The organism is Kribbella jiaozuonensis, assembly GCF_005233875.1.
Classification (GTDB): Bacteria; Actinomycetota; Actinomycetes; order Propionibacteriales; family Kribbellaceae; genus Kribbella; species Kribbella jiaozuonensis.
Genome location: NZ_SZPZ01000003.1, coordinates 765,325 through 785,174 on the forward strand (window position 1 = coordinate 765,325; position 19,850 = coordinate 785,174).

Annotated in this window: 21 protein-coding genes; 16 read left to right on the forward strand and 5 right to left on the reverse strand. The window is 68.2% G+C overall.

Going from position 1 to position 19,850, the window contains the following annotated elements:
* Nucleotides 1–14 precede the first annotated feature (14 nt).
* The 8 genes from FDA38_RS23420 (at nucleotide 15) to FDA38_RS42340 (ending at nucleotide 7,433) form a co-directional block, all read left to right on the forward strand.
* Complete coding sequence (locus tag FDA38_RS23420; RefSeq protein WP_137256217.1) at nucleotides 15–1,013, forward strand: ABC transporter ATP-binding protein; 999 nt, start codon at nucleotides 15–17, stop codon at nucleotides 1,011–1,013.
* The gene (locus FDA38_RS23425; RefSeq protein ID WP_137256218.1) at nucleotides 1,010–1,666 is read left to right on the forward strand and encodes an ABC transporter permease; all 657 of its coding nucleotides are present in this window, start codon (nucleotides 1,010–1,012) and stop codon (nucleotides 1,664–1,666) included. The genes FDA38_RS23420 and FDA38_RS23425 overlap by 4 nt, the downstream gene beginning before the upstream one ends.
* Before the next feature lies 1 nt (nucleotide 1,667).
* Nucleotides 1,668–2,318 (forward strand): ABC transporter permease, encoded by a 651-nt coding sequence (locus FDA38_RS23430; RefSeq protein WP_137256219.1) that lies wholly within the window; start codon nucleotides 1,668–1,670, stop codon nucleotides 2,316–2,318.
* A 79-nt stretch (nucleotides 2,319–2,397) separates the two neighbouring features.
* Nucleotides 2,398–3,321, forward strand: a complete 924-nt coding sequence (locus FDA38_RS23435) for an ABC transporter substrate-binding protein (protein WP_137256220.1) — start codon at nucleotides 2,398–2,400, stop codon at nucleotides 3,319–3,321.
* 364 nt (nucleotides 3,322–3,685) lie between these two features.
* The gene (locus FDA38_RS23440) at nucleotides 3,686–4,666 is read left to right on the forward strand and encodes an allantoate amidohydrolase (protein ID WP_380090974.1); all 981 of its coding nucleotides are present in this window, start codon (nucleotides 3,686–3,688) and stop codon (nucleotides 4,664–4,666) included.
* The gene (locus FDA38_RS23445) at nucleotides 4,663–5,973 is read left to right on the forward strand and encodes a formimidoylglutamate deiminase (protein ID WP_137256221.1); all 1,311 of its coding nucleotides are present in this window, start codon (nucleotides 4,663–4,665) and stop codon (nucleotides 5,971–5,973) included. The genes FDA38_RS23440 and FDA38_RS23445 overlap by 4 nt, the downstream gene beginning before the upstream one ends.
* Nucleotides 5,970–7,133: an imidazolonepropionase gene (gene hutI / locus FDA38_RS23450; protein ID WP_137256222.1), complete on the forward strand. Its 1,164-nt coding sequence runs from the start codon at nucleotides 5,970–5,972 to the stop codon at nucleotides 7,131–7,133. The genes FDA38_RS23445 and hutI overlap by 4 nt, the downstream gene beginning before the upstream one ends.
* Before the next feature lie 129 nt (nucleotides 7,134–7,262).
* Nucleotides 7,263–7,433, forward strand: coding sequence for a hypothetical protein (locus FDA38_RS42340; protein ID WP_170989843.1), 171 nt, complete (start codon nucleotides 7,263–7,265; stop codon nucleotides 7,431–7,433).
* Nucleotides 7,434–7,470: 37 nt separating this feature from the next.
* On the opposite strand, the gene FDA38_RS23460 is transcribed toward FDA38_RS42340, so the two are convergent.
* Nucleotides 7,471–7,941: a GNAT family N-acetyltransferase gene (locus tag FDA38_RS23460; protein WP_137256223.1), complete on the reverse strand. Its 471-nt coding sequence runs from the start codon at nucleotides 7,939–7,941 to the stop codon at nucleotides 7,471–7,473.
* Nucleotides 7,942–8,172: 231 nt separating this feature from the next.
* On the opposite strand from FDA38_RS23460, the gene dnaK reads away from it, so the two are divergent.
* From dnaK to clpB, 6 genes are all read left to right on the forward strand, one after another.
* A complete protein-coding gene (dnaK, locus tag FDA38_RS23465; protein WP_137256224.1) occupies nucleotides 8,173–10,032 on the forward strand; it encodes a molecular chaperone DnaK in 1,860 nt (619 codons plus the stop codon).
* Nucleotides 10,029–10,736 carry a nucleotide exchange factor GrpE gene (gene grpE / locus FDA38_RS23470; RefSeq protein ID WP_137256225.1) on the forward strand — a complete coding sequence of 236 codons (708 nt, stop codon included), beginning with the start codon at nucleotides 10,029–10,031 and terminating at the stop codon, nucleotides 10,734–10,736. The genes dnaK and grpE overlap by 4 nt, the downstream gene beginning before the upstream one ends.
* Before the next feature lie 30 nt (nucleotides 10,737–10,766).
* Entirely contained in the window at nucleotides 10,767–11,942 is a 1,176-nt protein-coding gene (gene dnaJ / locus FDA38_RS23475) for a molecular chaperone DnaJ (protein WP_137256226.1), read from the forward strand.
* Nucleotides 11,942–12,397, forward strand: coding sequence for a heat shock protein transcriptional repressor HspR (locus FDA38_RS23480; RefSeq protein WP_130442662.1), 456 nt, complete (start codon nucleotides 11,942–11,944; stop codon nucleotides 12,395–12,397). The genes dnaJ and FDA38_RS23480 overlap by 1 nt, the downstream gene beginning before the upstream one ends.
* A gap of 284 nt (nucleotides 12,398–12,681) precedes the next feature.
* Nucleotides 12,682–13,218 carry a GNAT family N-acetyltransferase gene (locus FDA38_RS23485; protein ID WP_137256227.1) on the forward strand — a complete coding sequence of 179 codons (537 nt, stop codon included), beginning with the start codon at nucleotides 12,682–12,684 and terminating at the stop codon, nucleotides 13,216–13,218.
* A 187-nt stretch (nucleotides 13,219–13,405) separates the two neighbouring features.
* Entirely contained in the window at nucleotides 13,406–15,982 is a 2,577-nt protein-coding gene (gene clpB / locus FDA38_RS23490; protein ID WP_137256228.1) for an ATP-dependent chaperone ClpB, read from the forward strand.
* 44 nt (nucleotides 15,983–16,026) lie between these two features.
* Here clpB and FDA38_RS23495 read toward each other — a convergent pair whose 3' ends face one another.
* Entirely contained in the window at nucleotides 16,027–16,584 is a 558-nt protein-coding gene (locus FDA38_RS23495) for a dihydrofolate reductase family protein (RefSeq protein WP_137256229.1), read from the reverse strand.
* Nucleotides 16,585–16,654: 70 nt separating this feature from the next.
* Between FDA38_RS23495 and FDA38_RS23500 the strand changes: the two genes are divergently transcribed.
* Entirely contained in the window at nucleotides 16,655–17,242 is a 588-nt protein-coding gene (locus FDA38_RS23500; protein WP_137256230.1) for an ATP-binding protein, read from the forward strand.
* On the opposite strand, the gene FDA38_RS23505 is transcribed toward FDA38_RS23500, so the two are convergent.
* A complete protein-coding gene (locus FDA38_RS23505) occupies nucleotides 17,209–17,667 on the reverse strand; it encodes a GNAT family N-acetyltransferase (RefSeq protein WP_202877792.1) in 459 nt (152 codons plus the stop codon). The two genes, FDA38_RS23500 and FDA38_RS23505, sit on opposite strands and share 34 nt — an antisense overlap.
* Before the next feature lie 108 nt (nucleotides 17,668–17,775).
* Here FDA38_RS23505 and FDA38_RS23510 point away from each other — a divergent pair, with 108 nt between their 5' ends.
* Nucleotides 17,776–18,237 (forward strand): hypothetical protein, encoded by a 462-nt coding sequence (locus tag FDA38_RS23510; RefSeq protein ID WP_137256231.1) that lies wholly within the window; start codon nucleotides 17,776–17,778, stop codon nucleotides 18,235–18,237.
* An 11-nt stretch (nucleotides 18,238–18,248) separates the two neighbouring features.
* Here the strand turns inward: FDA38_RS23510 and FDA38_RS23515 are convergent, their stop codons facing one another.
* Nucleotides 18,249–19,400 (reverse strand): pyridoxal phosphate-dependent aminotransferase, encoded by a 1,152-nt coding sequence (locus FDA38_RS23515; RefSeq protein ID WP_137256232.1) that lies wholly within the window; start codon nucleotides 19,398–19,400, stop codon nucleotides 18,249–18,251.
* A gap of 3 nt (nucleotides 19,401–19,403) precedes the next feature.
* Nucleotides 19,404–19,835 carry a MarR family winged helix-turn-helix transcriptional regulator gene (locus tag FDA38_RS23520; RefSeq protein ID WP_137256233.1) on the reverse strand — a complete coding sequence of 144 codons (432 nt, stop codon included), beginning with the start codon at nucleotides 19,833–19,835 and terminating at the stop codon, nucleotides 19,404–19,406.
* Nucleotides 19,836–19,850 lie beyond the last annotated feature (15 nt).

Genomic DNA, 19,850 nt, shown 5'->3' on the forward strand with positions numbered 1-19,850 from the left:
CGCGAAGGGGCGCCATGATCGAGTTCGAGGACGTCACCAAGCAGTACCCGGACGGCACCGTCGCCGTCGACAAACTGTCCCTGCGGATCCCGAGCAACCAGATCACGGTGTTCGTCGGGCCCTCCGGGTGCGGCAAGACCACGTCGCTGCGGATGATCAATCGCACCATCGAGCGGACCAGCGGGACGATCTCGATCGACGGCGAGGACATCAACGGCAAGGATGCGGTCACCCTGCGCCGGGGCATCGGGTACGTGATCCAGAACGCCGGCCTGTTCCCGCACAAGACCGTTGTCGACAACGTCGCGACCGTCCCGAAGCTGCTCGGCTGGGACAAACGCAAAGCACACAGTACGGCGATGGAGCTGCTCGAACGCGTCGGCCTGGATCTCAAGCTGGCCGAGCGGTATCCGGCCCAGCTGTCCGGTGGCCAGCAGCAACGAGTCGGCGTCGCCCGTGCGCTGGCGGCCGATCCGGCGATCATGCTGATGGACGAGCCGTTCAGCGCGGTCGACCCGATCGTGCGGCACCAGTTGCAGGAAGAGCTGCTCCGGCTGCAGCGCGATATCGGCAAGACGATCGTGTTCGTCACCCACGACATCGACGAGGCGATCAAGCTCGGCGACAACGTCGCAGTACTGCAGGTCGGCGGGAAGCTGGCCCAGTTCGCTCCGCCGGCCGAGCTGCTCGGTGAGCCGGCCGACGACTTCGTTCGCGGCTTCGTCGGTCAGGATCGCGGTTACCGGGCTCTTACGTTCGTGCATCCCGAGTCGATGGCCGTGCAGCCGGTTCCGGACGAGCTCGCGCTGAAGGACGGCGTACCGGTCGGCTGGAAGAACGGGTCCGGTGAGCTGTTGCCGCTCGGCGCGGTGTTCAAGCGCGGCGATTCGTTGCGCGCGGCACTGGACGCAGTACTGACGTCGCCCACCGGTTGCGGCGTCTGCGTCGACGACGACGGGAAGGCCGTCGGCGTCATCGATCAAGCCGCGGTTGCAGAGGCCTTGCGGTCATGACGTGGATCGGTGACAACCTCGGGCTGATCTGGGACCAACTGCGCGAACACATCTACCTGGCGATCATTCCGGTGATCCTCGGGCTGATCATCTCGGTGCCGTTGGGGTACGTCGCCACCCGGTACTCCTGGCTGGCGAATCCGCTGATCGCGCTCGGCGGCGTGCTGTACTCGGTACCGTCGATCGCGTTGTTCATCGTGATCCCGGCGATCATCGGCACGAAGGTGCTGTCGACGATCAACATCATCGTCGCGCTGACCATCTATACGGTCTCGCTGCTGATCCGGAACGTGATCGACGGACTGCGCTCCGTGCCACCCGACGTCCGGCAGTCGGCGATCGCGGTCGGGTACGGGTCGATGCACCGGCTGATCGCGGTCGACCTGCCCATCGCCGTACCGGTGATCTTCACCGGGTTGCGCGTGGTCACGGTCGCGAACATCTCGATGGTGAGCGTCGGCGCCGTGATCGGGATCGGCGGCCTGGGGGAGCTGTTCACGCTGGGCTTCCAGAAGGACTTCCTCACGCCGGTCGTGGTCGGGGTCGTGCTCTCCCTGGCGCTGGCGCTGGTCGCGGACCTGATCCTGGTGTCATTGCAGCGGGTACTGACTCCCTGGGCGCGGATTTCTACACCCGTGGCGGAGGTGGCGTGACATGTGGCAGTACCTGACCGACTCGTACAACTGGTCCGGCAACGAGGGGATCTGGGCGCGGATCCTGCAGCACCTCTGGTACACGTTTGCCGCGCTCGGACTCTCCGTGCTGATCGCGCTACCGATCGGATTGCGGATCGGGCACACCCGGCGCGGGGCGTTCCTGGCGATCAACCTCGGCAACGCGGCACGGGCTCTGCCGAGCCTCGGTCTGCTGATGATCGCCGTACTGCTGACCAACCAGATCGGCTTCCTGCCGGTGCTGATCGCGCTGGTCGCACTGGGTGTCCCGCCGATCCTGGCCTCGACGTACGCCGGTCTGTCCGGTGTCGATCCGGCCACGATCGACGCGGCGCGGGGGATGGGGATGACCGGACGCGAGATCCTGACCAAGGTGGAGATCCCGATCGGGCTGCCGCTGATCATCTCCGGCATCCGGAGCGCCACCCTGCAGGTCGTCTCGACCGCGACGATCGCCGCACTGGTGTCGCTCGGCGGCCTCGGCCGCTACGTGGTCGACGGACTGAAGCTCCGGGACTTCCCGCAGATGTTCACCGGCGCGTTGCTGGTGGCGTTGCTCGCGCTGCTGCTGGACGCGGTCTTCGCGCTGATCGGGCGGATCACGGTCTCCGAAGGGCTGAAGATCGGCTGAATTGTCCGTCGTACCTGCTGAACTTGAGATGCATCCATCGGCACCGGTCGATGGCTGAACGAGAACACTGGAGGCTCTCGTGTTGAGATCCACACTCATCCGTACTGCGATCGCCGGGGTGGCGGTGCTCGGCCTGGCTGGTTGTGGGGGTGGGGGCGACCAGCTCGGCAGTGACAACGCCGGCAGCTCGCCGGCGCCCTCGAAGGTGAGCAGCATCACCGTCGGGTCCGCCGACTTCTCCGAGAGCCAGTTGATCGCGGAGATCTACGGCCAGGCGCTGGCCGCCAAGGGCATCGAGGTGAAGAAGAAGCCGAACATCGGCAACCGCGAGACCTACATGGCCGCGATCAAGGACGGGTCCGTCGACCTGGTCCCGGAGTACACCGGCGCCTCGCTGGCGTACTTCGACAAGAACTCCACCGAGACCGACCCGCAGAAGGCGTACGACGCGCTGAAGAAGGCGCTGACGCCGGGGCTGGAGATCCTGGAGATGTCGCCGGCCACCGACGAGGACACCATCGTGGTGACCAAGGCGACCGCGGACAAGTACAGCCTGAAGTCGATCGGTGACCTGAAGGGCAAGAACCTGGTCGCCGGCGGTAGCTCCGAGTTCAAGGTCCGGACCGCCGGGCTGAAGGGTATGAAGGAGAAGTACGACGTCGACTTCAAGGAGTACAAGACGCTCGACGCGGGTGGTCCGCTGAGCATCAAGGCGCTGGAGACGAACCAGATCCAGGTGACGGACCTGTTCACCACCCAGGCCGTGATCAAGGACAAGGGCTGGGTGCAGCTGGACGACCCGGAGCACATCCTGCCGCCGAACAACATCGTTCCGTTGATCCGGACCGACCACAAGTCCGACGACGTCGTCTCCACGCTGAACGCGGTCGACGCCAAGCTGACCACGGACGCGCTGACCGACCTGGTCAAGCGGATCGACGTCGGCAAGGAGAGCGCGGACGCGGTCGCCAAGGACTGGCTGTCGAAGAACCCCTTGTCGTGAGCCGGTCTTGAGTTTCGAATCCCTTTGGGCCGACCAGTCCGCCATCGGCCGCAACCCCGAAACCGGCGGTTACACCCGAGGCGGCTGGACCCCCACCGAACGCGAGGCGACGCACTGGTTCCTGAACCAGTGCGCCGCCCGCGGCCTATCCGTCGAGTCCGACGGAATCGGCAACCTGATCGCCTGGTGGGAACCGCGCGAGAAGCCGGCCCACCGGCCGGCTCCCCGCGCGGGCGGGTCGTCGGAGACCTCGCCTGTGGGCACCGGTGCTGCTTCGTCTGTAAGCCCGGGCGGGGAGCCGGCCGGAGGGCCGGCTTCCCGCCCGGGCACCCGGCGGGCGGGCTCCTCCCTCGTCCCTGGTGTTGTGACGGGCAGCCACCTTGACTCGGTGATCGATGGCGGGGCGTTTGATGGGCCGTTGGGGGTTGTCTCGGCTCTGGCGGCGGTTGATCAGTTGCGGGCGGAGGGGTTTGAGCCGGGCGTGCCTATTGGGGTGGGTGCGTTTGTGGAGGAAGAAGGGTCTCGGTTCGGGATGCCCTGTCTAGGGTCCCGGGTGGCGGCTGGTGTGTTGTCCGCTGAGAAGGCGCTGGCTTTGCAGGACCGGGCTGGGGTGCCTTTGGCGGCTGCGTTGGAGCAGGCGGGGATCGACCCGGCTGGGGTTGGGCCTTCGCCGTTGTTGCAGCGGATGGGGACGTTTGTCGAGTTGCATGTGGAGCAGGGGCGAGGGCTGACGGCGCCGGTGGGCGTGGCTAGCTCGATCTGGCCGCATGGGCGGTTTCGGTTCACGTTCGGGGGTGAGGCCAACCATGCCGGCACCACGCTGATGGAGGACCGCCACGACCCGATGCTCACCTACGCGATGACCGCACTGGCCGCCAACAAGCAAGCCCGTCTGGCCGGCGCCCGCGCCACCTTCGGCCGGGTATCGGTCGAGCCCAACGGCACCAACGCCGTACCCTCCCAGGTCACCGCCTGGCTGGACGCGCGCGCCGCCGACACCGAAACCCTCGAACTGTTGCTCGCGGCAATCACCAAGCAAGCCACCGAACGCGCCGAACGCGACGGCACCACGCTCGAGGTCACCGCGGAATCCGTCTCCCCGATCGTCAACTTCCCGACCGGCCTACGGGATCGACTGGTGGGTGTGCTCGACGGCGCCCCGGTCCTCCCGACCGGCGCCGGTCACGACGCGGGCGTGTTCTCGGACGCCGCCATCCCGACCGCCATGCTGTTCGTCCGCAACCCGACCGGCATCTCACATTCGCCCGCCGAGTACGCCGAGCAGGACGACTGCCTCGCCGGCGTCGACGCGCTGGCCGCAGTACTGAAGGATCTCGCGAAGTGACGTCGTACTGGTGTGAGACCGCCCTCCTCCCGACCGGCCTAGCGCGCAACCTCCTGGTGACGACCGCCGATGGCCGCATCACCTCGATCGAGCCCGACGCGGCCCCCGGCGACGCGCAGATCCTCAACGGACTCGTCCTCCCAGGTCTGGCCAACTGTCACAGCCACGCATTCCACCGCGCCCTCCGCGGCCGGACACAGACCGGGCGCGGCACCTTCTGGACCTGGCGCGAGCAGATGTACGCCGTCGCCGCCGCCCTCACCCCCGACACGTACTACGACCTCGCAAAGGCTGTGTACGGCGAAATGCTCCTCGCCGGAATCACTGCCGTCGGCGAGTTCCATTACCTCCACCACGCCCCCGGCGGCCAGCGGTACGACGACCCGAACGCGATGGGCCTGGCGCTGATCGCCGCCGCGCGCGACGTCGGCATCCGGATCACGCTGCTCGACACCTGCTACATCGCCGGCGGGATCGACGAGCCAGTCAACGAGGTCCAGCAACGCTTCAGCGACGGCGACGCGACCGCCTGGGCTGCCCGGGTCGCGCAGCTGAGCGGCAACGATGACGTCGTGATCGGCGCGGCCGCCCATTCGGTCCGAGGCGTGCCGCAGGATCAACTCGGTGCGGTGGCGTCGGCGTTTCCCGACGTACCGCTGCATATTCATCTGTCCGAGCAGGTCGCGGAGAACGCGGCTTGTCTCAAGGCGTACGGGCGGACGCCGGCGCAGGTGCTCGACGAGGCCGGGTTCCTGAGCGGGCGGACGAGCGCGGTCCACGCCACGCACCTCACCGAGGTCGACGTCGGGCTGCTCGGCAGCTCCGCGACGTACTCCTGCTTCTGCCCGACGACGGAGCGCGACCTCGCCGACGGCATCGGCCCGTCGGTGCAGCTGCGCGACGCGGGTTCGCCGCTGACGCTCGGCTCCGACAGCCACGCGGTGGTCGACCTCTTCGAGGAGATGCGAGCCGTCGAGCTGAACGAGCGCCTCGCGTCCCAGGAACGCGGCCACTGGTCGGCTCCGGAACTCCTCAAGGCGGCCACCACCGACGGCCATCGCTCGATCGGCTTCACCGACGCGGGCGCGATCGAGGTAGGTGCCCGCGCCGACCTGGTAGCCGTCCACCTGGACACGGTCCGCACCGCCGGCACCGGCGGCGGTCTGGAGACCGCAGTCTTCGCGGCATCAGCTGCAGACGTCTCCGACGTAGTCGTCTCCGGAAGCCATCTGGTTGCCAACGGCAAACACATACGCCTGGATGTCCCGGCCCAGCTGACGAAATCGATCGAGGCAGTGACCCGATGACCTCACTCCTGCTGACCAACATCAGCTCGCTGGTGACCAACGACCCCGCGTACGGCGGTCTCCTCGGCGAGCTCCACGACGCAGCCCTGGTCATCGACGGCACCAAGGTCGCCTGGGTCGGCCCCCGCCGCGACGCACCCGCGGCCGACGGAGCGCTGGACCTCGGCGGCCGGGCCGTCATCCCAGGCTTCGTCGACTCACACTCACACCTGGTCTTCGCCGGCGACCGCGCCGAGGAGTTCGCCGCCCGCATGACAGGTACGCCGTACTCCGCCGGCGGCATCCGCACCACCGTCGCCGCGACCCGCGAAGCCACCGACGAACACCTGACCGCGAACGTGTCCCGCCTCGTCACCGAGATGCGGCGGCAGGGGACCACCACGGTCGAGATCAAGTCCGGCTACGGGCTGACCGTCGCGGACGAGGCCCGTGCGCTCGAGATCGCGGGCCAGTTCACCGACGAGACGACGTACCTCGGGGCGCATGTCGTGCCGGCCGAGTACGCCGACGATCCGGCCGGCTACGTGGAGCTGGTGACCGGCCCGATGCTCGATGCATCCGCCAAGCACTCGAAGTGGATCGACGTCTTCGTCGAACGCGGCGCCTTCGACGCCGATCAGGGCCGAGCGATCCTGCAGGCCGGTATCGCCCGCGGTCTCCAGCCCCGGGTCCACGCGAACCAGCTCGGCGAGGGCCCCGGCGTACAACTGGCGTGCGAGGTCGGCGCAGCCTCGGCAGACCACTGCACGTATCTGACCGACGCCGACGTCGACGCCCTGGCCTCGGCAGGTGTCGTCGCCGGCCTCCTGCCCGCGATCGAGTTCTCGACCCGCTCGCCGTACCCGGACGCCCGCCGCCTCCTCGACGCCGGCGTCACCGTAGCCCTCGCCACCGACTGCAACCCCGGCTCCGGCTACTCCTCGTCCATGCCCTTCTGCATCGCCCTCGCCGTCCGCGACATGCACATGACCCCGGCCGAAGCGCTCTGGTCCGCCACCGCCGGTGGCGCCGCCTCGCTTCGCCGTCCAGACCGAGGCCGCCTGACTCCAGGCGCCCAGGCCGACCTGGCTGTGCTGGACGCGCCCTCCCATCTGCACCTCTCCTACCGCCCCGGCGTCCCCCTGATCAAGCAGACCTTCATCGCCGGCCGTCCGGTGTAGCTGCAGATTCCAGGTGCGCTCCCGCCCGGATGCCGTCACTCTGGGGGCATGACGACTGAGCTGACCAGGCGACTCCGCGATGGCTTCCGCTGGCGGACGGATCGTGGCGCCTGAAGCAGCTATGCCGATGTGACCGACTGGTGGCGGGACGCCGACCTGCTCCGCGAGCTCGGACCGGCCCTGGCCGGGCTGTACGGCGAGGTGCCCACGCTCGTCCTCGGGGCCGGTGTCGCGCGGGTCGTCGGCACGTCGTGTTCGGCTACCGGCGCGACCTGGTCCGGTCCGGTGACAGGGTGTTGATGGTCGACGACTGGGTGGATACGGGCGTACGGCGCCTCTAGTCGGCCAGCTCCTTGGTGAGGAGGATGGCCGGGGTGCCGTCGGGGAGGCGTTGTTTGTCTATCTGGACGTAGCCGCGGGCGGTGTGGAAGGTGAGGCCGCCGTCGTCGAGGGGGTGGGTGCGGACGCGGACGACGGCGCGGTCGAACGGCTTGGCGGCGCGTTCGATCGCGCGGTAGACCTGCGATCCGATGCCCTCCCGGCGGTGCTCGGTCGCGACCACGATCCGCTCGATCAGCAGGAACCGGTTCGCGTACGTCTGGGTGAACCAGTCGAACTCGAGACCGTCGTACGCCGATCCCGGGGTGAAGGTCAGGACGAAGCCGGCCGGCTTACCGTCCAGGTCGATGATCGCGGCGTGCGCGGCGATCAGGCGGAGCCAGTCGAGGCGGTCGGCGCCCAGTGGATCGACCAGGCCTACGGCGGCGTTGTTGAGCGCGAGCACCGCGCCGTAGTCGGCGGGGCTCATTGCGCGGAGTTTCACAGGGACAGGGTCGCACGGTAAACCTTTCCCCGGGAGGGGTCTCCCTGGCCGCACCCTGGCCCGGACCCCGAAATTCGGGCCTGCCCTTGGGAATGACCTGGGCCATGTGCAATGTTGAGCCTAGTGAACTCAAGTTTGTTGCGTCACGGATTTGAACCGAGGCGGACGAACGTGCAACATTGAGTCTGCATCACTCAACTTCGTGGAGGTATCAGAATGGCCCGCGCGGTCGGAATCGATCTCGGTACGACGAACTCCGTCATCGCCGTACTCGAAGGTGGCGAGCCCACCGTCATCCCCAACGCCGAGGGAGCGCGCACGACGCCCTCGGTGGTGGCTTTCGCCAAGAACGGCGAGGTCCTGGTCGGCGAGGTGGCGAAGCGCCAGGCCACCACGAACGTCGACCGCACCATCCGCTCCGTCAAGCGTCACATGGGCGAGAGCTGGAGCGTCGACATCGACGGCAAGAAGTTCACCCCCCAGCAGATCAGCGCGTTCGTGCTGCAGAAGCTGAAGCGGGACGCCGAGGCGTACCTCGGGGAGCAGGTCACCGACGCGGTCATCACCGTGCCGGCGTACTTCTCCGACGCGCAGCGCCAGGCGACCAAGGAGGCCGGCGAGATCGCGGGCCTGAAGGTGCACCGGATCGTCAACGAGCCGACCGCGGCCGCGCTCGCGTACGGCCTGGACAAGGGCACCGAGCAGACCATCCTGGTCTTCGACCTCGGTGGTGGCACGTTCGACGTGTCGCTGCTGGAGATCGGCGACGGCGTCTTCGAGGTGAAGGCGACCAGCGGTGACAACCACCTCGGTGGTGACGACTGGGACGCGCGCATCGTGCAGTGGCTGGTGACCCAGTTCAAGAACAAGAACGGCACCGACCTGTCCGGCGACAAGATGGCCATGCAGCGCCTCACCGAGGCCGCCGAGAAGGCCAAGATCGAGCTGTCCGCCGCGGCCGAGACCACGATCCACCTGCCGTACCTGAGCCTGACCGAGTCCGGCCCGCTGCACCTGGAGGAGAAGCTCTCCCGGGCAGAGTTCCAGAAGATGACCAACGACCTGCTCGAGCGCGCCCGCGCGCCGTTCAAGGCCGTCATCAAGGACGCCGGTATCGACGTGTCGAAGATCGACCACGTGATCCTGGTCGGCGGTTCGACCCGGATGCCCGCGGTGGCCGACCTGGTCAAGGAGCTGACCGGCGGCAAGGACCCGAACAAGGGCGTGAACCCGGACGAGGTCGTCGCGGTCGGCGCCTCCCTGCAGGCCGGTGTGCTGAAGGGTGAGGTCAAGGACGTCCTGCTGCTCGACGTGACCCCGCTGAGCCTGGGTATCGAGACCAAGGGTGGCGTGTTCACCAAGATCATCGAGCGCAACACCACGATCCCGACCAAGGGTTCGGAGATCTTCACCACGGCCGAGGACAACCAGCCGTCGGTGATGATCCAGGTCTACCAGGGCGAGCGCGAGATGGCCCGCGACAACAAGTCGCTCGGCAACTTCGAGCTGACCGGCCTGCCGCCGGCGCCGCGGAACGTGCCGCAGATCGAGGTCACCTTCGACATCGACGCGAACGGCATCGTGCACGTGAACGCCAAGGACCTTGCCACCGGCAAGGAGCAGCGGATGACGGTCACGGGTGGCTCCGCGCTGCCGAAGACCGACATCGACCAGATGGTCCGCGACGCCGAGCAGTACGCCGAGGAGGACCGCCAGCGCCGCGAGGCGGTGGAGAACCGGAACCAGGCCGAGAGCCTGGTCTACCAGACCGAGAAGTTCCTGCAGGAGAACGAGGACAAGGTCCCCGACGACGTCAAGACCGAGGTCAAGGACGCTGTCGCGGAGCTGAAGAAGGCCCTCGAGGGTGACGACGCCGAGGCGATCAAGACCTCCTCGGAGAAGCTCGCCCAGTCCAGCCAGAAGATGGGTGCCGCGATGTACGCGAACGCCCAGGCCGCCGGCGGCTCCTCGGACGAGACCAGCTCCGACGAGAGCTCGACCGGCAACGACGACGATGTCGTCGACGCCGAGATCGTGGACGAGGACCGGCCGCAGGACAAGACGGAGGACAAGTGACGGATCGACCCACTGGCAGCGAGTTCGGCGACGGCGAGCCCGTCGTCCGGGACAAGCGCCGGATCGACCCGGACACCGGCGCGGCGCGGGACACTGCGGATACGTCCGCGGCTCCCGCGCCCGGCGCCCAGCCGGGTACGCCGGGCACCCCGGGCGCACAGCCGCCCCGGGACCCGTCCGACCTGGTCGGTCCGTCCGCCCAGGAGGCCCTGCTGACCGAAGCGCTGAAGGAGCGTACGGCGGACCTGCAGCGACTGCAGGCCGAGTACGTGAACTACAAGCGCCGCGTCGACCGGGACCGGGAGGCGTCACGGGAGCTCGTGATCGGCTCGGTACTGACCGAGCTGCTCGGGACCCTCGACGACGTCGGCCGGGCCCGCGAAGCAGGTGAGCTCGAGGGCGCGTTCAAGGCGGTCGCGGAATCGCTGGAGCGCGTCACCGAGAAGCTCGGCCTGGTGAAGTTCGGCGAGAAGGGTGACACCTTCGACCCGCGGATCCACGAGGCCCTGCTGCACAACTACTCCGACGAGGTCGACGGTCCGACCGCGACGATGATCATGCAACCGGGCTACCGGCTCGGCGAGCGGGTCCTGCGCGCGGCCCGGGTGGCCGTGTCGGAGCCGACCGAACAACTGCCGGCCGACGCGAAGGCCGACGTACCGGCGGAGAGCACAGATGATGACGCGGACAGGTCCGCGGAGTAGTAACGACCACGACGGGAGGGGAGGCGTCAGATGAGCACGAAGGACTGGCTCGAGAAGGACTTCTACAAGGTTCTCGGCGTCTCCAAGACCGCCGAGGCCGACGAGATCAAGAAGTCCTACCGCAAGCTGGCGCGCAAGTACCACCCCGACTCCAACGCCGGTGACGCGTCCGCGGAGGCCAAGTTCAAGGAGGTCTCCGAGGCGTACGACGTCGTCGGCGACCCGAAGAAGCGCAAGGAGTACGACGAGGCGCGCCGGCTGTTCGGCAGCGGCGGCTTCCGGATGCCGGGCGGCAACAGCCAGGGCGGCGGCGGGTTCAACTTCGACGTCGGCGACCTGTTCAACCGCGGCGGCTCCGGCGGCAGCAGCGGTGGCGGGCTCGGCGACATCCTGGGCGGCATGTTCGGCGGTGGTGGCCAGCGCACGACCACCTCGACGACGGCCCGTCCGCGGCGCGGCCAGGACATCGAGACCGAGGCGACGATCGAGTTCGCCGAGGCCGTGAACGGTGTCACGGTCGGGCTCCGGATGACCAGCGACGAGCCCTGCCCGACCTGTCACGGGACGGGTGCGAAGTACGGCACGGTGCCGAAGGTCTGCCTGAAGTGCGAAGGCACGGGGATGCAGACCTCGGTGCAGGGCGGCGTGTTCGCCATGACCGAGCCGTGCACCGAGTGCAAGGGTCGTGGCCTGGTCGTCGACCAGCCGTGCGAGACATGCCACGGCTCCGGCCGCGGCCAGTCGAGCAAGACCATGCAGGTCCGCATCCCCGCGGGCGTGCAGGACAACCAGCGGATCCGGCTCAAGGGCAAGGGCGCGGCCGGCGAACGGGGTGGCCCCGCGGGCGACCTCTACGTCACCGTGCACGTCAAGTCGCACCGGATCTTCGGCCGGCAGGGCGAGCACCTGACGCTGAACGTCCCGGTGAGCTTCACCGAGGCGGCGCTGGGCGCGGAGATCAAGGTTCCGACCCTGGACGGGCTGCCCGTCACGGTCCGGATCCCGGCCGGTACGGCGAACGGCAGCAAGCTGCGCGTCCGCGGCAAGGGATCGGTCCGGCGGGACGGGACCAATGGAGACCTGCTGCTCACCCTCGAGGTGCAGGTGCCGCACGAGTTGACCGACGAGCAGAAGGAAAAGCTGCAGGAGTTCAACTCCGCGTCGGAGCATCCTGATCTGCGGGCCGGGTTGTTCGGGAGCTCGTGATGGGTATCCCGTTCAGCCAGGTGCCGACCTGGGACGACCGCACCCCGATCTACGTGATCTCGGTGGCGGCCCAGCTGGCCGGCATGCATCCGCAGACGTTGCGCCAGTACGACCGGCTCGGCCTTGTGGTGCCGAGCCGGGCGTCCGGCCGCGGCCGGCGGTACTCGGCGTACGACGTGGCGAGGCTGCGCTATGTGCAGCACCTGTCCCAGGAAGAGGGCATCAACCTCGCGGGAATTCGCCACATCCTCGCGCTACAGTCGGAAGTGGAGGACCTGCGTCAGCGGGTCAACCAGCTTCTGGCCGAGGTTCAACGTGGTGTCGGCGCCTCCCGGCGCACCGCCACCAGCCGGGTCTTCTCGGCCGGCCCAGCAGGCGACGTGATCGCCATGGGCCGGCAGCAGACCACGACACGCTGGATCCGCACCCAGCCCCTGGAACTCGGCTCGCGCTGATCCTTCACCCCGGGTGATTCCCATACCACCGGAGGTACTCCGAAACCCACCCTCGGAGGCCTCCGGCTCCGGTGGAGGCCGTCGTTCCCCCGCGACGCCTCCACAGTCGAAGGCGCGTCATTCCCCCCGGCGCCCTTCGACCCCGCGGGGTGGTCCGTCCTGGACCGCCCTGCGGCCTCTTCACCAGAGCCTCCGGCCGACCCGGCCGGGGGCTCTGCGTGCGTTCATCTGCCGGTCACCCTTGAACCTGTTGTCTGCGGCAGGCGACCGCATACCCTGGCGAGGTGACGCTGAAGCTGGAGACGGACCGGCTGCTGATCCGGGACTGGGAGGAAGACGACGCCGACGCCGCGCTGGAGATCTTTGGCTCCGCCGACGTGGCGCCCTGGCTGTCACCTGCGATCGACAAGGTGCCGGATGCCGCGACCATGCGGATGATCCTGCAGTCCTGGATCGAGGCCCAGCCGAACTTCGTGGTCCCGGCCGGCCGCTGGGCGGTCGCGCGCCGCGACGACGGCGAGATCGTCGGCGCCTTGCTGATCCGGCTGCTCCCACCGTACGAGGAGGATCTGGAGATCGGCTGGCAGCTGCGGCCGAGTGCCTGGGGCAACGGGTACGCGACGGAGGCGAGCCGAGGGCTGATGCGCTGGGCGTTCAAGGAGGGCGACGTCGACGAGCTGTTCGCGGTCGCCCGCCCGAACAACAAGCGCGCGATCGCGACTGCGAAGCGTCTCGGCATGCAGTGGGTCGGCGAGACCGACAAGTACTACGACCTGAATCTGCAGGTCTACCGGATGCGCGCCTCCGAGTTCAGCACCTAAGGCCCTCACCAGCCACGCATCGCCGGCTCCGGCTGGAGCCCGCGATCGGTGACGCCTGTCGACTACCCGGAGTGCTGCCCACCCTGAAAGATCCCTGGGATTTTTCAGAGTTGAGTGGAATGGACTCAAGTTTCGGTAGGTTGTGTCTGGTGAGACTTGTTGGTTGAGCTGGAAAGGCTGGATATAGATGGACGTTCAGCGGTTGACGACGCTGGCCCGGGAAACCCTGTCGGTCGCGATCCGTCAGACGTCCGCGGCGGGCAACCCGACCGTGGAACCGATTCACCTGCTCTCCGCGCTGCTCGCGCAGCCCGAGGGGACGACGATCGGTCTGCTCGAGGCGGCCGGCGGCGACATCGACGCCGTACGCCAGAAGACTGCGGCGCAGCTGAGCCGGCTGCCGAAAGCGAGCGGTGGCAGCGTGCAGGCGCCGAGCCTGTCGCCGAAGACCGGCGAGGTGCTGAACCAGGCAGAGCAGCGGGCCCTCGGGCTCGGGGACGAGTACGTCTCCACCGAGCACCTGCTGATCGCGCTCGCGACCGTCGAGGGTGCGGCCAAGACCGCGCTCGGCGTGACGGCGGACGCGCTGCTGCAGGCGTTCGACCAGATGCGGGGCAATCGCCGGATCACCTCCCCGGAGGCTGAAGGCACCACCAAGACGTTGGAGAAGTACGGCGTCGACCTGACCGAGCGGGCCAAGGAGGGCAAGCTCGACCCGGTGATCGGCCGTGACTCCGAGATCCGGCGGGTGGTCCAGGTGCTGTCCCGTCGTACGAAGAACAACCCGGTGCTGATCGGTGAGCCCGGCGTCGGTAAGACCGCCGTCGTCGAGGGGCTGGCCCAGCGGATCGTGGCCGGTGACGTGCCCGAATCGCTGCGTGGCCGCCGGCTGATCAGCCTGGACCTCGGTGCGATGGTTGCGGGTGCGAAGTACCGCGGTGAGTTCGAGGAGCGGCTGAAGGCCGTGCTGACCGAGATCAAGGAGTCCGACGGTCAGATCATCACGTTCATCGACGAGCTGCACACCGTCGTCGGCGCCGGTGCGTCCGGCGAAGGCGCGATGGACGCCGGCAACATGCTGAAGCCGATGCTGGCCCGCGGCGAGCTGCGGATGATCGGTGCGACGACCCTGGACGAGTACCGGACCCGGATCGAGAAGGATCCGGCGCTGGAGCGCCGTTTCCAGCAGGTGTTCGTGGGCGAGCCGTCGGTCGAGGACTCGATCGCGATCCTGCGCGGTCTGAAGGAGCGGTACGAGGCGCACCACAAGGTCGCCATCTCCGACTCGGCCCTGGTCGCCGCGGCCACGCTGTCGCACCGGTACATCTCCGGCCGGCAGCTGCCCGACAAGGCGATCGACCTGGTCGACGAGGCGGCGTCCCGGCTGCGGATGGAGATCGACTCGTCCCCGGTCGAGATCGACTCACTGCGTCGTACCGTCGACCGGCTGAAGATGGAGGAGCTCGCGCTGTCCCGCGAGGAGGACCCGTCGTCGCAGGAGCGGCTGGAGCGGCTGCGTGCCGACCTCGCCGACCGCGAGGAGGAGCTGCGCGCGCTCGAGGCCCGTTGGGACCGGGAGAAGTCCGGCCTGAACCGGGTCGGTGAGGTCAAGGAGCGGATCGACGAGCTGCGCGGCCAGGCCGAGCGCGCCCAGCGCGACGGCGACCTGGAGACCGCGTCCCGGCTGCTGTACGGCGAGATCCCGCAGCTCACCAAGGAGCTCGAGGAGGCCGGTGCCGAGGAAGAGGTTGCCGAAGGCCCCGAGGCCATGGTCAACGAGGAGGTCGGTCCGACCGAGATCGCCGAGGTGATCGCGATGTGGACCGGGATCCCGACCGGGCGGCTGCTCGAGGGCGAGACCGGCAAGCTGCTCCGGATGGAGGACGAGCTGGGTCACCGGCTGATCGGTCAGCGCGAGGCGGTCAAGGCCGTGAGCGACGCCGTACGGCGGGCGCGGGCCGGCATCTCCGACCCGGACCGGCCGACCGGTTCGTTCCTGTTCCTCGGTCCGACCGGTGTCGGTAAGACCGAGCTGGCGAAGGCGCTCGCGGACTTCCTGTTCGACGACGAGCGGGCGATGGTCCGGATCGACATGTCGGAGTACGGCGAGAAGCACAGCGTCTCGCGGCTGGTCGGCGCCCCGCCCGGCTACGTCGGGTACGAAGAGGGCGGCCAGCTCACCGAGGCGGTGCGGCGACGTCCGTACTCGGTGATCCTGCTGGACGAGGTGGAGAAGGCGCACCCCGAGGTCTTCGACATCCTGCTGCAGGTGCTGGACGACGGCCGGCTGACCGACGGCCAGGGTCGTACGGTCGACTTCCGCAACGTGATCCTGATCCTGACCAGCAACCTGGGTTCGGCGTACCTGGCCGACATGTCGCTGGACGAGAAGGCCAAGCGGGACCAGGTGATGGCGGTCGTGCGGCAGTCGTTCAAGCCGGAGTTCATCAACCGGCTGGACGAGATCGTGCTGTTCGACGCGCTCGGCAGCGAGGAGCTGACGCAGATCGTGGCGCTGCAGATCGCCGCGCTGCAGCGGCGGCTGACCGACCGGCGGATCACCCTCGAGGTGGACGAAGGCGCGATGGAGTGGCTGGCGATGACCGGGTACGACCCGGTGTACGGCGCCCGCCCGCTGCGCCGGCTGGTCCAGTCCGCGATCGGTGACGAGCTGGCTCGCGGGTTGCTCGACGGCTCGGTTCGCGACGGCGAGACCGTCAAGGTGACCCTCAACGAGTCCAAGGACGCCCTCGAGGTGTCCTGACAGCATCCGGGGCCCGGTCCTTCGTGGACCGGGCCCCGGTCTGTTCAGATCCGGTAGCTCAGGATCGTGACGCCGTTGTCCAAGGCGGTCTGGTTGTTCAGCGCGAGTTTCGTCTGCGGAGTGTCATCCGCGAACAGCTTCTGCCCGGTCCCCAGCAGCACCGGGTGCAGCATCAGGTCGAGCTCGTCGACCAGGTCGTTGGCGAGCAGGCTACGGAGCAGGGTCGGGTTGCCGTACATGATAATGTCGCCGCCATCCTGCTTCTTCAGTTGCTTCAGGGCGGCGATCGTGTCGCCCTCCAGGAGCTCGGCGTTCCAGGTCAGGTCGCCCTTGAGGGTGCTCGAGGCAACCAACTTCCGCAGGCTGCGGAGGCGATCGCCGTACGGCCCTTCGGCGTTGCCCCAGGCGGCGGCGAACATCTCGTACGTACGACGTCCGCAGAGGAAGTAGTCGCATCCGGCCAGGGCCTCGATGGAGAGTCGCACCGACTCCTCCCCGAAGTACGGCAACGCCCACCCGCCGAACGACGTACCGCCGTAACCACCCGGATCCTCGGCGACGCCGTCGAGGGTGACGAGGGCCGAGGTGATGATCTTGCGCATATCTCTTCCTTTCGAGTGTTTGCTGTGTAGACCGGGCTCGGCGCCGAAAGGAATCGGAGAGAATGGGGAAGTGACGCACTGGGTCAACACCACGCACGACTGGGCAGCCTCCGTCGACCGGGATCATCTGAACGCGATCCGTGCAGACACCGATCGCTATGCGCCCGGGGGCGTGCTGCACCTGGTGCTCGAGGTACTCGCCTACGCGGACGACGAGGCCGAGTCTGCCGGGGAGCGCGGGCTGTGCTCGGTGACGTTGTACGACGACGGGTCGATCGCGATCGCCGACAACGGCCGCGGGACCGACACCCGCGTCGACGAGCACGGGAACGTGGTGAAGAAGCCGGTCATGGCGACGAAGGACCTCCGGTTCTTCGACGATCCGTCAGCCCCGTTGCTCCCTGACGGGCATCCGCGGCGCGGCATGTCCGTCGTCGCCGCGCTCAGCGACTGGCTGGTCCACACCAACCGCCGTACGAACGGCTCCTGGACCCAGCGCTACGAGCACGGCATCCCGGTCACCTCATTGGACCCGATCGACTCCGACGGCAGCACGGGCACGACGGTGCACTTCCGGCCGTCGTACGGCGAGGTCGTGGACCTCACGCCGTACCTGCGCTTTCCTCACCTCGACATCAGGTCTTTGCGGAAGAAGTAGTTCGTGTGCCCGGGCGGGTAGTCGTGCTTCACGCCGTACTCGAGGTAGCCCGCTTTGCGGTAGAAGTCGGGCGCCTGGAAATCGAAGGTGGTGACGTCTGACCAGAGGCACCCGCGGCGGCGGCCTTCGTCCTCGATCGACCGGAGCAGGGCGCTGCCCAGACCCTGGCCCCGCGTGGTCTCGTCGACCCACATCGTGTCGATGGTGAGCCAGTGCCAGACCCGCTCGACGCGCCCGACGCATCCGCCACGGAGGGCGCCGTCCGGACCGAGTGCGAACACCTGCACCGGCTCCGACTTCAGATTCGCCGGCTCGAACCGCTCCTGGACTGCCGTCGAGCGGGCCTTGTTGTACGCGACCAGTTGGTCGACCAGTTGGTCCTCGAGACCCGCGTCCGGCTCGGTCCGGAGTTCGAACTCGTCCACGTGGTCACTGTCGTGCTTGCTTGCCTTGCGAGCAACACATTTCCCGGCCCGGCTTGGGCGATCTGGCAGGATCAGGGGAGGGGGCAGCTGGAAGGAACTTCGGAGCGAATGAGCGAGCAGCGCGGCGACCTGCCGGGCGAGGAACAACCAGGGCCGTACAGCGGTCTGTTCGGTGCGGCTCCGGACACCTACAGCTACCAGTCGACTCCGCCCAAGCAGGTGACGATCGCCTCGGTGATCGCGATCGGCCTGGGCGTGATGTGCCTACTGCTAGCGATCCTCACCCTCACCTCCGCCGGCGACCAGATCTCCGAAGTACTCACCGGCTCCCGCGGGAACGCTCCGGTCGCGGTCGCCGCGGCGATGATCTGCGCCTTCATCTACCTCGTCCCCGCCCTCTACCTCCGCAAACGCCGCCCCTGGTCCCGCTACATGCTGATCGCCGTATCCGCCCTAGGCATAGCCGGCGGCGCCATGGCCCTCCCCGCCAGCATCCTCGGCCTCGCAATCCACCTAACCCTCCTAACCCTCATGCTCCAACGCCCCACCAAACTCTGGTTCCACCGCTGAGATCTGTCGGCTCAGAGTTTCTGGAGGCGGTTGAGGGCTTCTTGGAGGACTTCGGGTTGTTTGCAGAAGGCCCAGCGGACCAGGGGGCGGCCGATCTCGGTGTTGTCGTAGAACACTTGGTGGGGGATGGCTACTACGCCGGTTTTTTCGGGGAGTTGGCGGCAGAAGGTGATGCCGTCGGTGTGGCCGAGGGGGCGGATGTCGGTGGTGATGAAGTAGGTGCCGGCGGGGCGGTGGACCTCGAAGCCGAGGTCGGTGAGGCCGTTGGCGAGGAGGTCGCGGCGGGACTGGAGGTCGGCGCGGAGGGTGTCGAAGTAGTCGTTGCCTAGGGCAAGGGCGTTGGCGACGGCGGGCTGGAACGGGGCGCCGGAGGTGAAGGTGAGGAACTGCTTGGCGGTGGTCACGGCGGTGACGACCTCGGCCGAGCCGGTGACCCAGCCGATCTTCCAGCCGGTGACGGCGAAGGTCTTGCCGGCGCTGCTGATCGAGACGGTCCGGTCCGCCATCCCGTCGTACGACGCCAGCGGCAGGTGCTGGAGCCCGTCGTACACCAGGTGTTCGTAGACCTCGTCGGTGATGACGACCAGGTCGTGCTCGACGGCGACATCCCGAATCCCCTGGAGCTCGTCATCGGTCAGCACGGTGCCGGTCGGGTTGTGCGGCGAGTTGATCAGCAGGACCTTCGTCCGCGGCGTGACCGCGGCCCGCAGTTCATCCAGATCCAGCCGGTACGACGGTGCCCGCAGCGTCACCGGGACGCGCCGCCCGCCGGCGAAGGCGATCCCGGCGGCGTACGAGTCGTAGTACGGCTCGAGCGCGATCACCTCATCGCCCGGCTCCACGAACGCGAGCAGCGCAGCCGCGACCGCCTCGGTAGCGCCGGTGGTGACTAGGACCTGCGTATCCGGGTCGTATGACAGGTCGTAGAACCGCTTCTGATGGTCCGCAATCGCCTGCCGCAACGCCGGTACGCCGCGAGCCGGCGGATACTGGTTCGCCCCCGCGCGGATCGCCGCGATCGCGTCCTCGAGCAACGAGTCCGGCCCGTCGCGATCCGGGAACCCTTGACCCAGGTTGACCGATCCCGTCGCCACCGCGAGCGCGGACATTTCGGCGAAGATCGTCGTACCCAGTCCGTCCAACCGCTCAGCGTGTGCGCGCATTGCTCAACCCTCGACGGCCGTGACCATGTGCGCAAGCCAGGCGCGCGCGACCGAGCGGTCGGCTGCGGTGAACGACGCCTCGAGCTCGTCCTCGACCTTGCGGATCGCCGGGGTCGCCTCGTCGAGTCGCCGGGCTCCGGCGTCGGTCAGGTGGACCTGCTGGGTACGGCGGTCCTTCGGGTTCGGCCTGCGTTCGACCAGGCCGGCCCGCTCCATCCCGGTGATCAGCTCGTTGGCCGACTGCCGCGTCGTACCGACCACGCGGCCGACGTCGGCGATGGTCAGGCCCGGATCCTTCCGCACGCAGAGCAGCGTCCCGTACTGCTGCACCGACAGCCCGTGCTCGGCGAGCGCCTCGGCGAGCACGGAGCGCATGCTCAGCCACGCATGCCGGACGAGGAACGTCACGCAGCCGTCGTCGGCGTAGGAGTCCATGCTCCCCATTCTGCC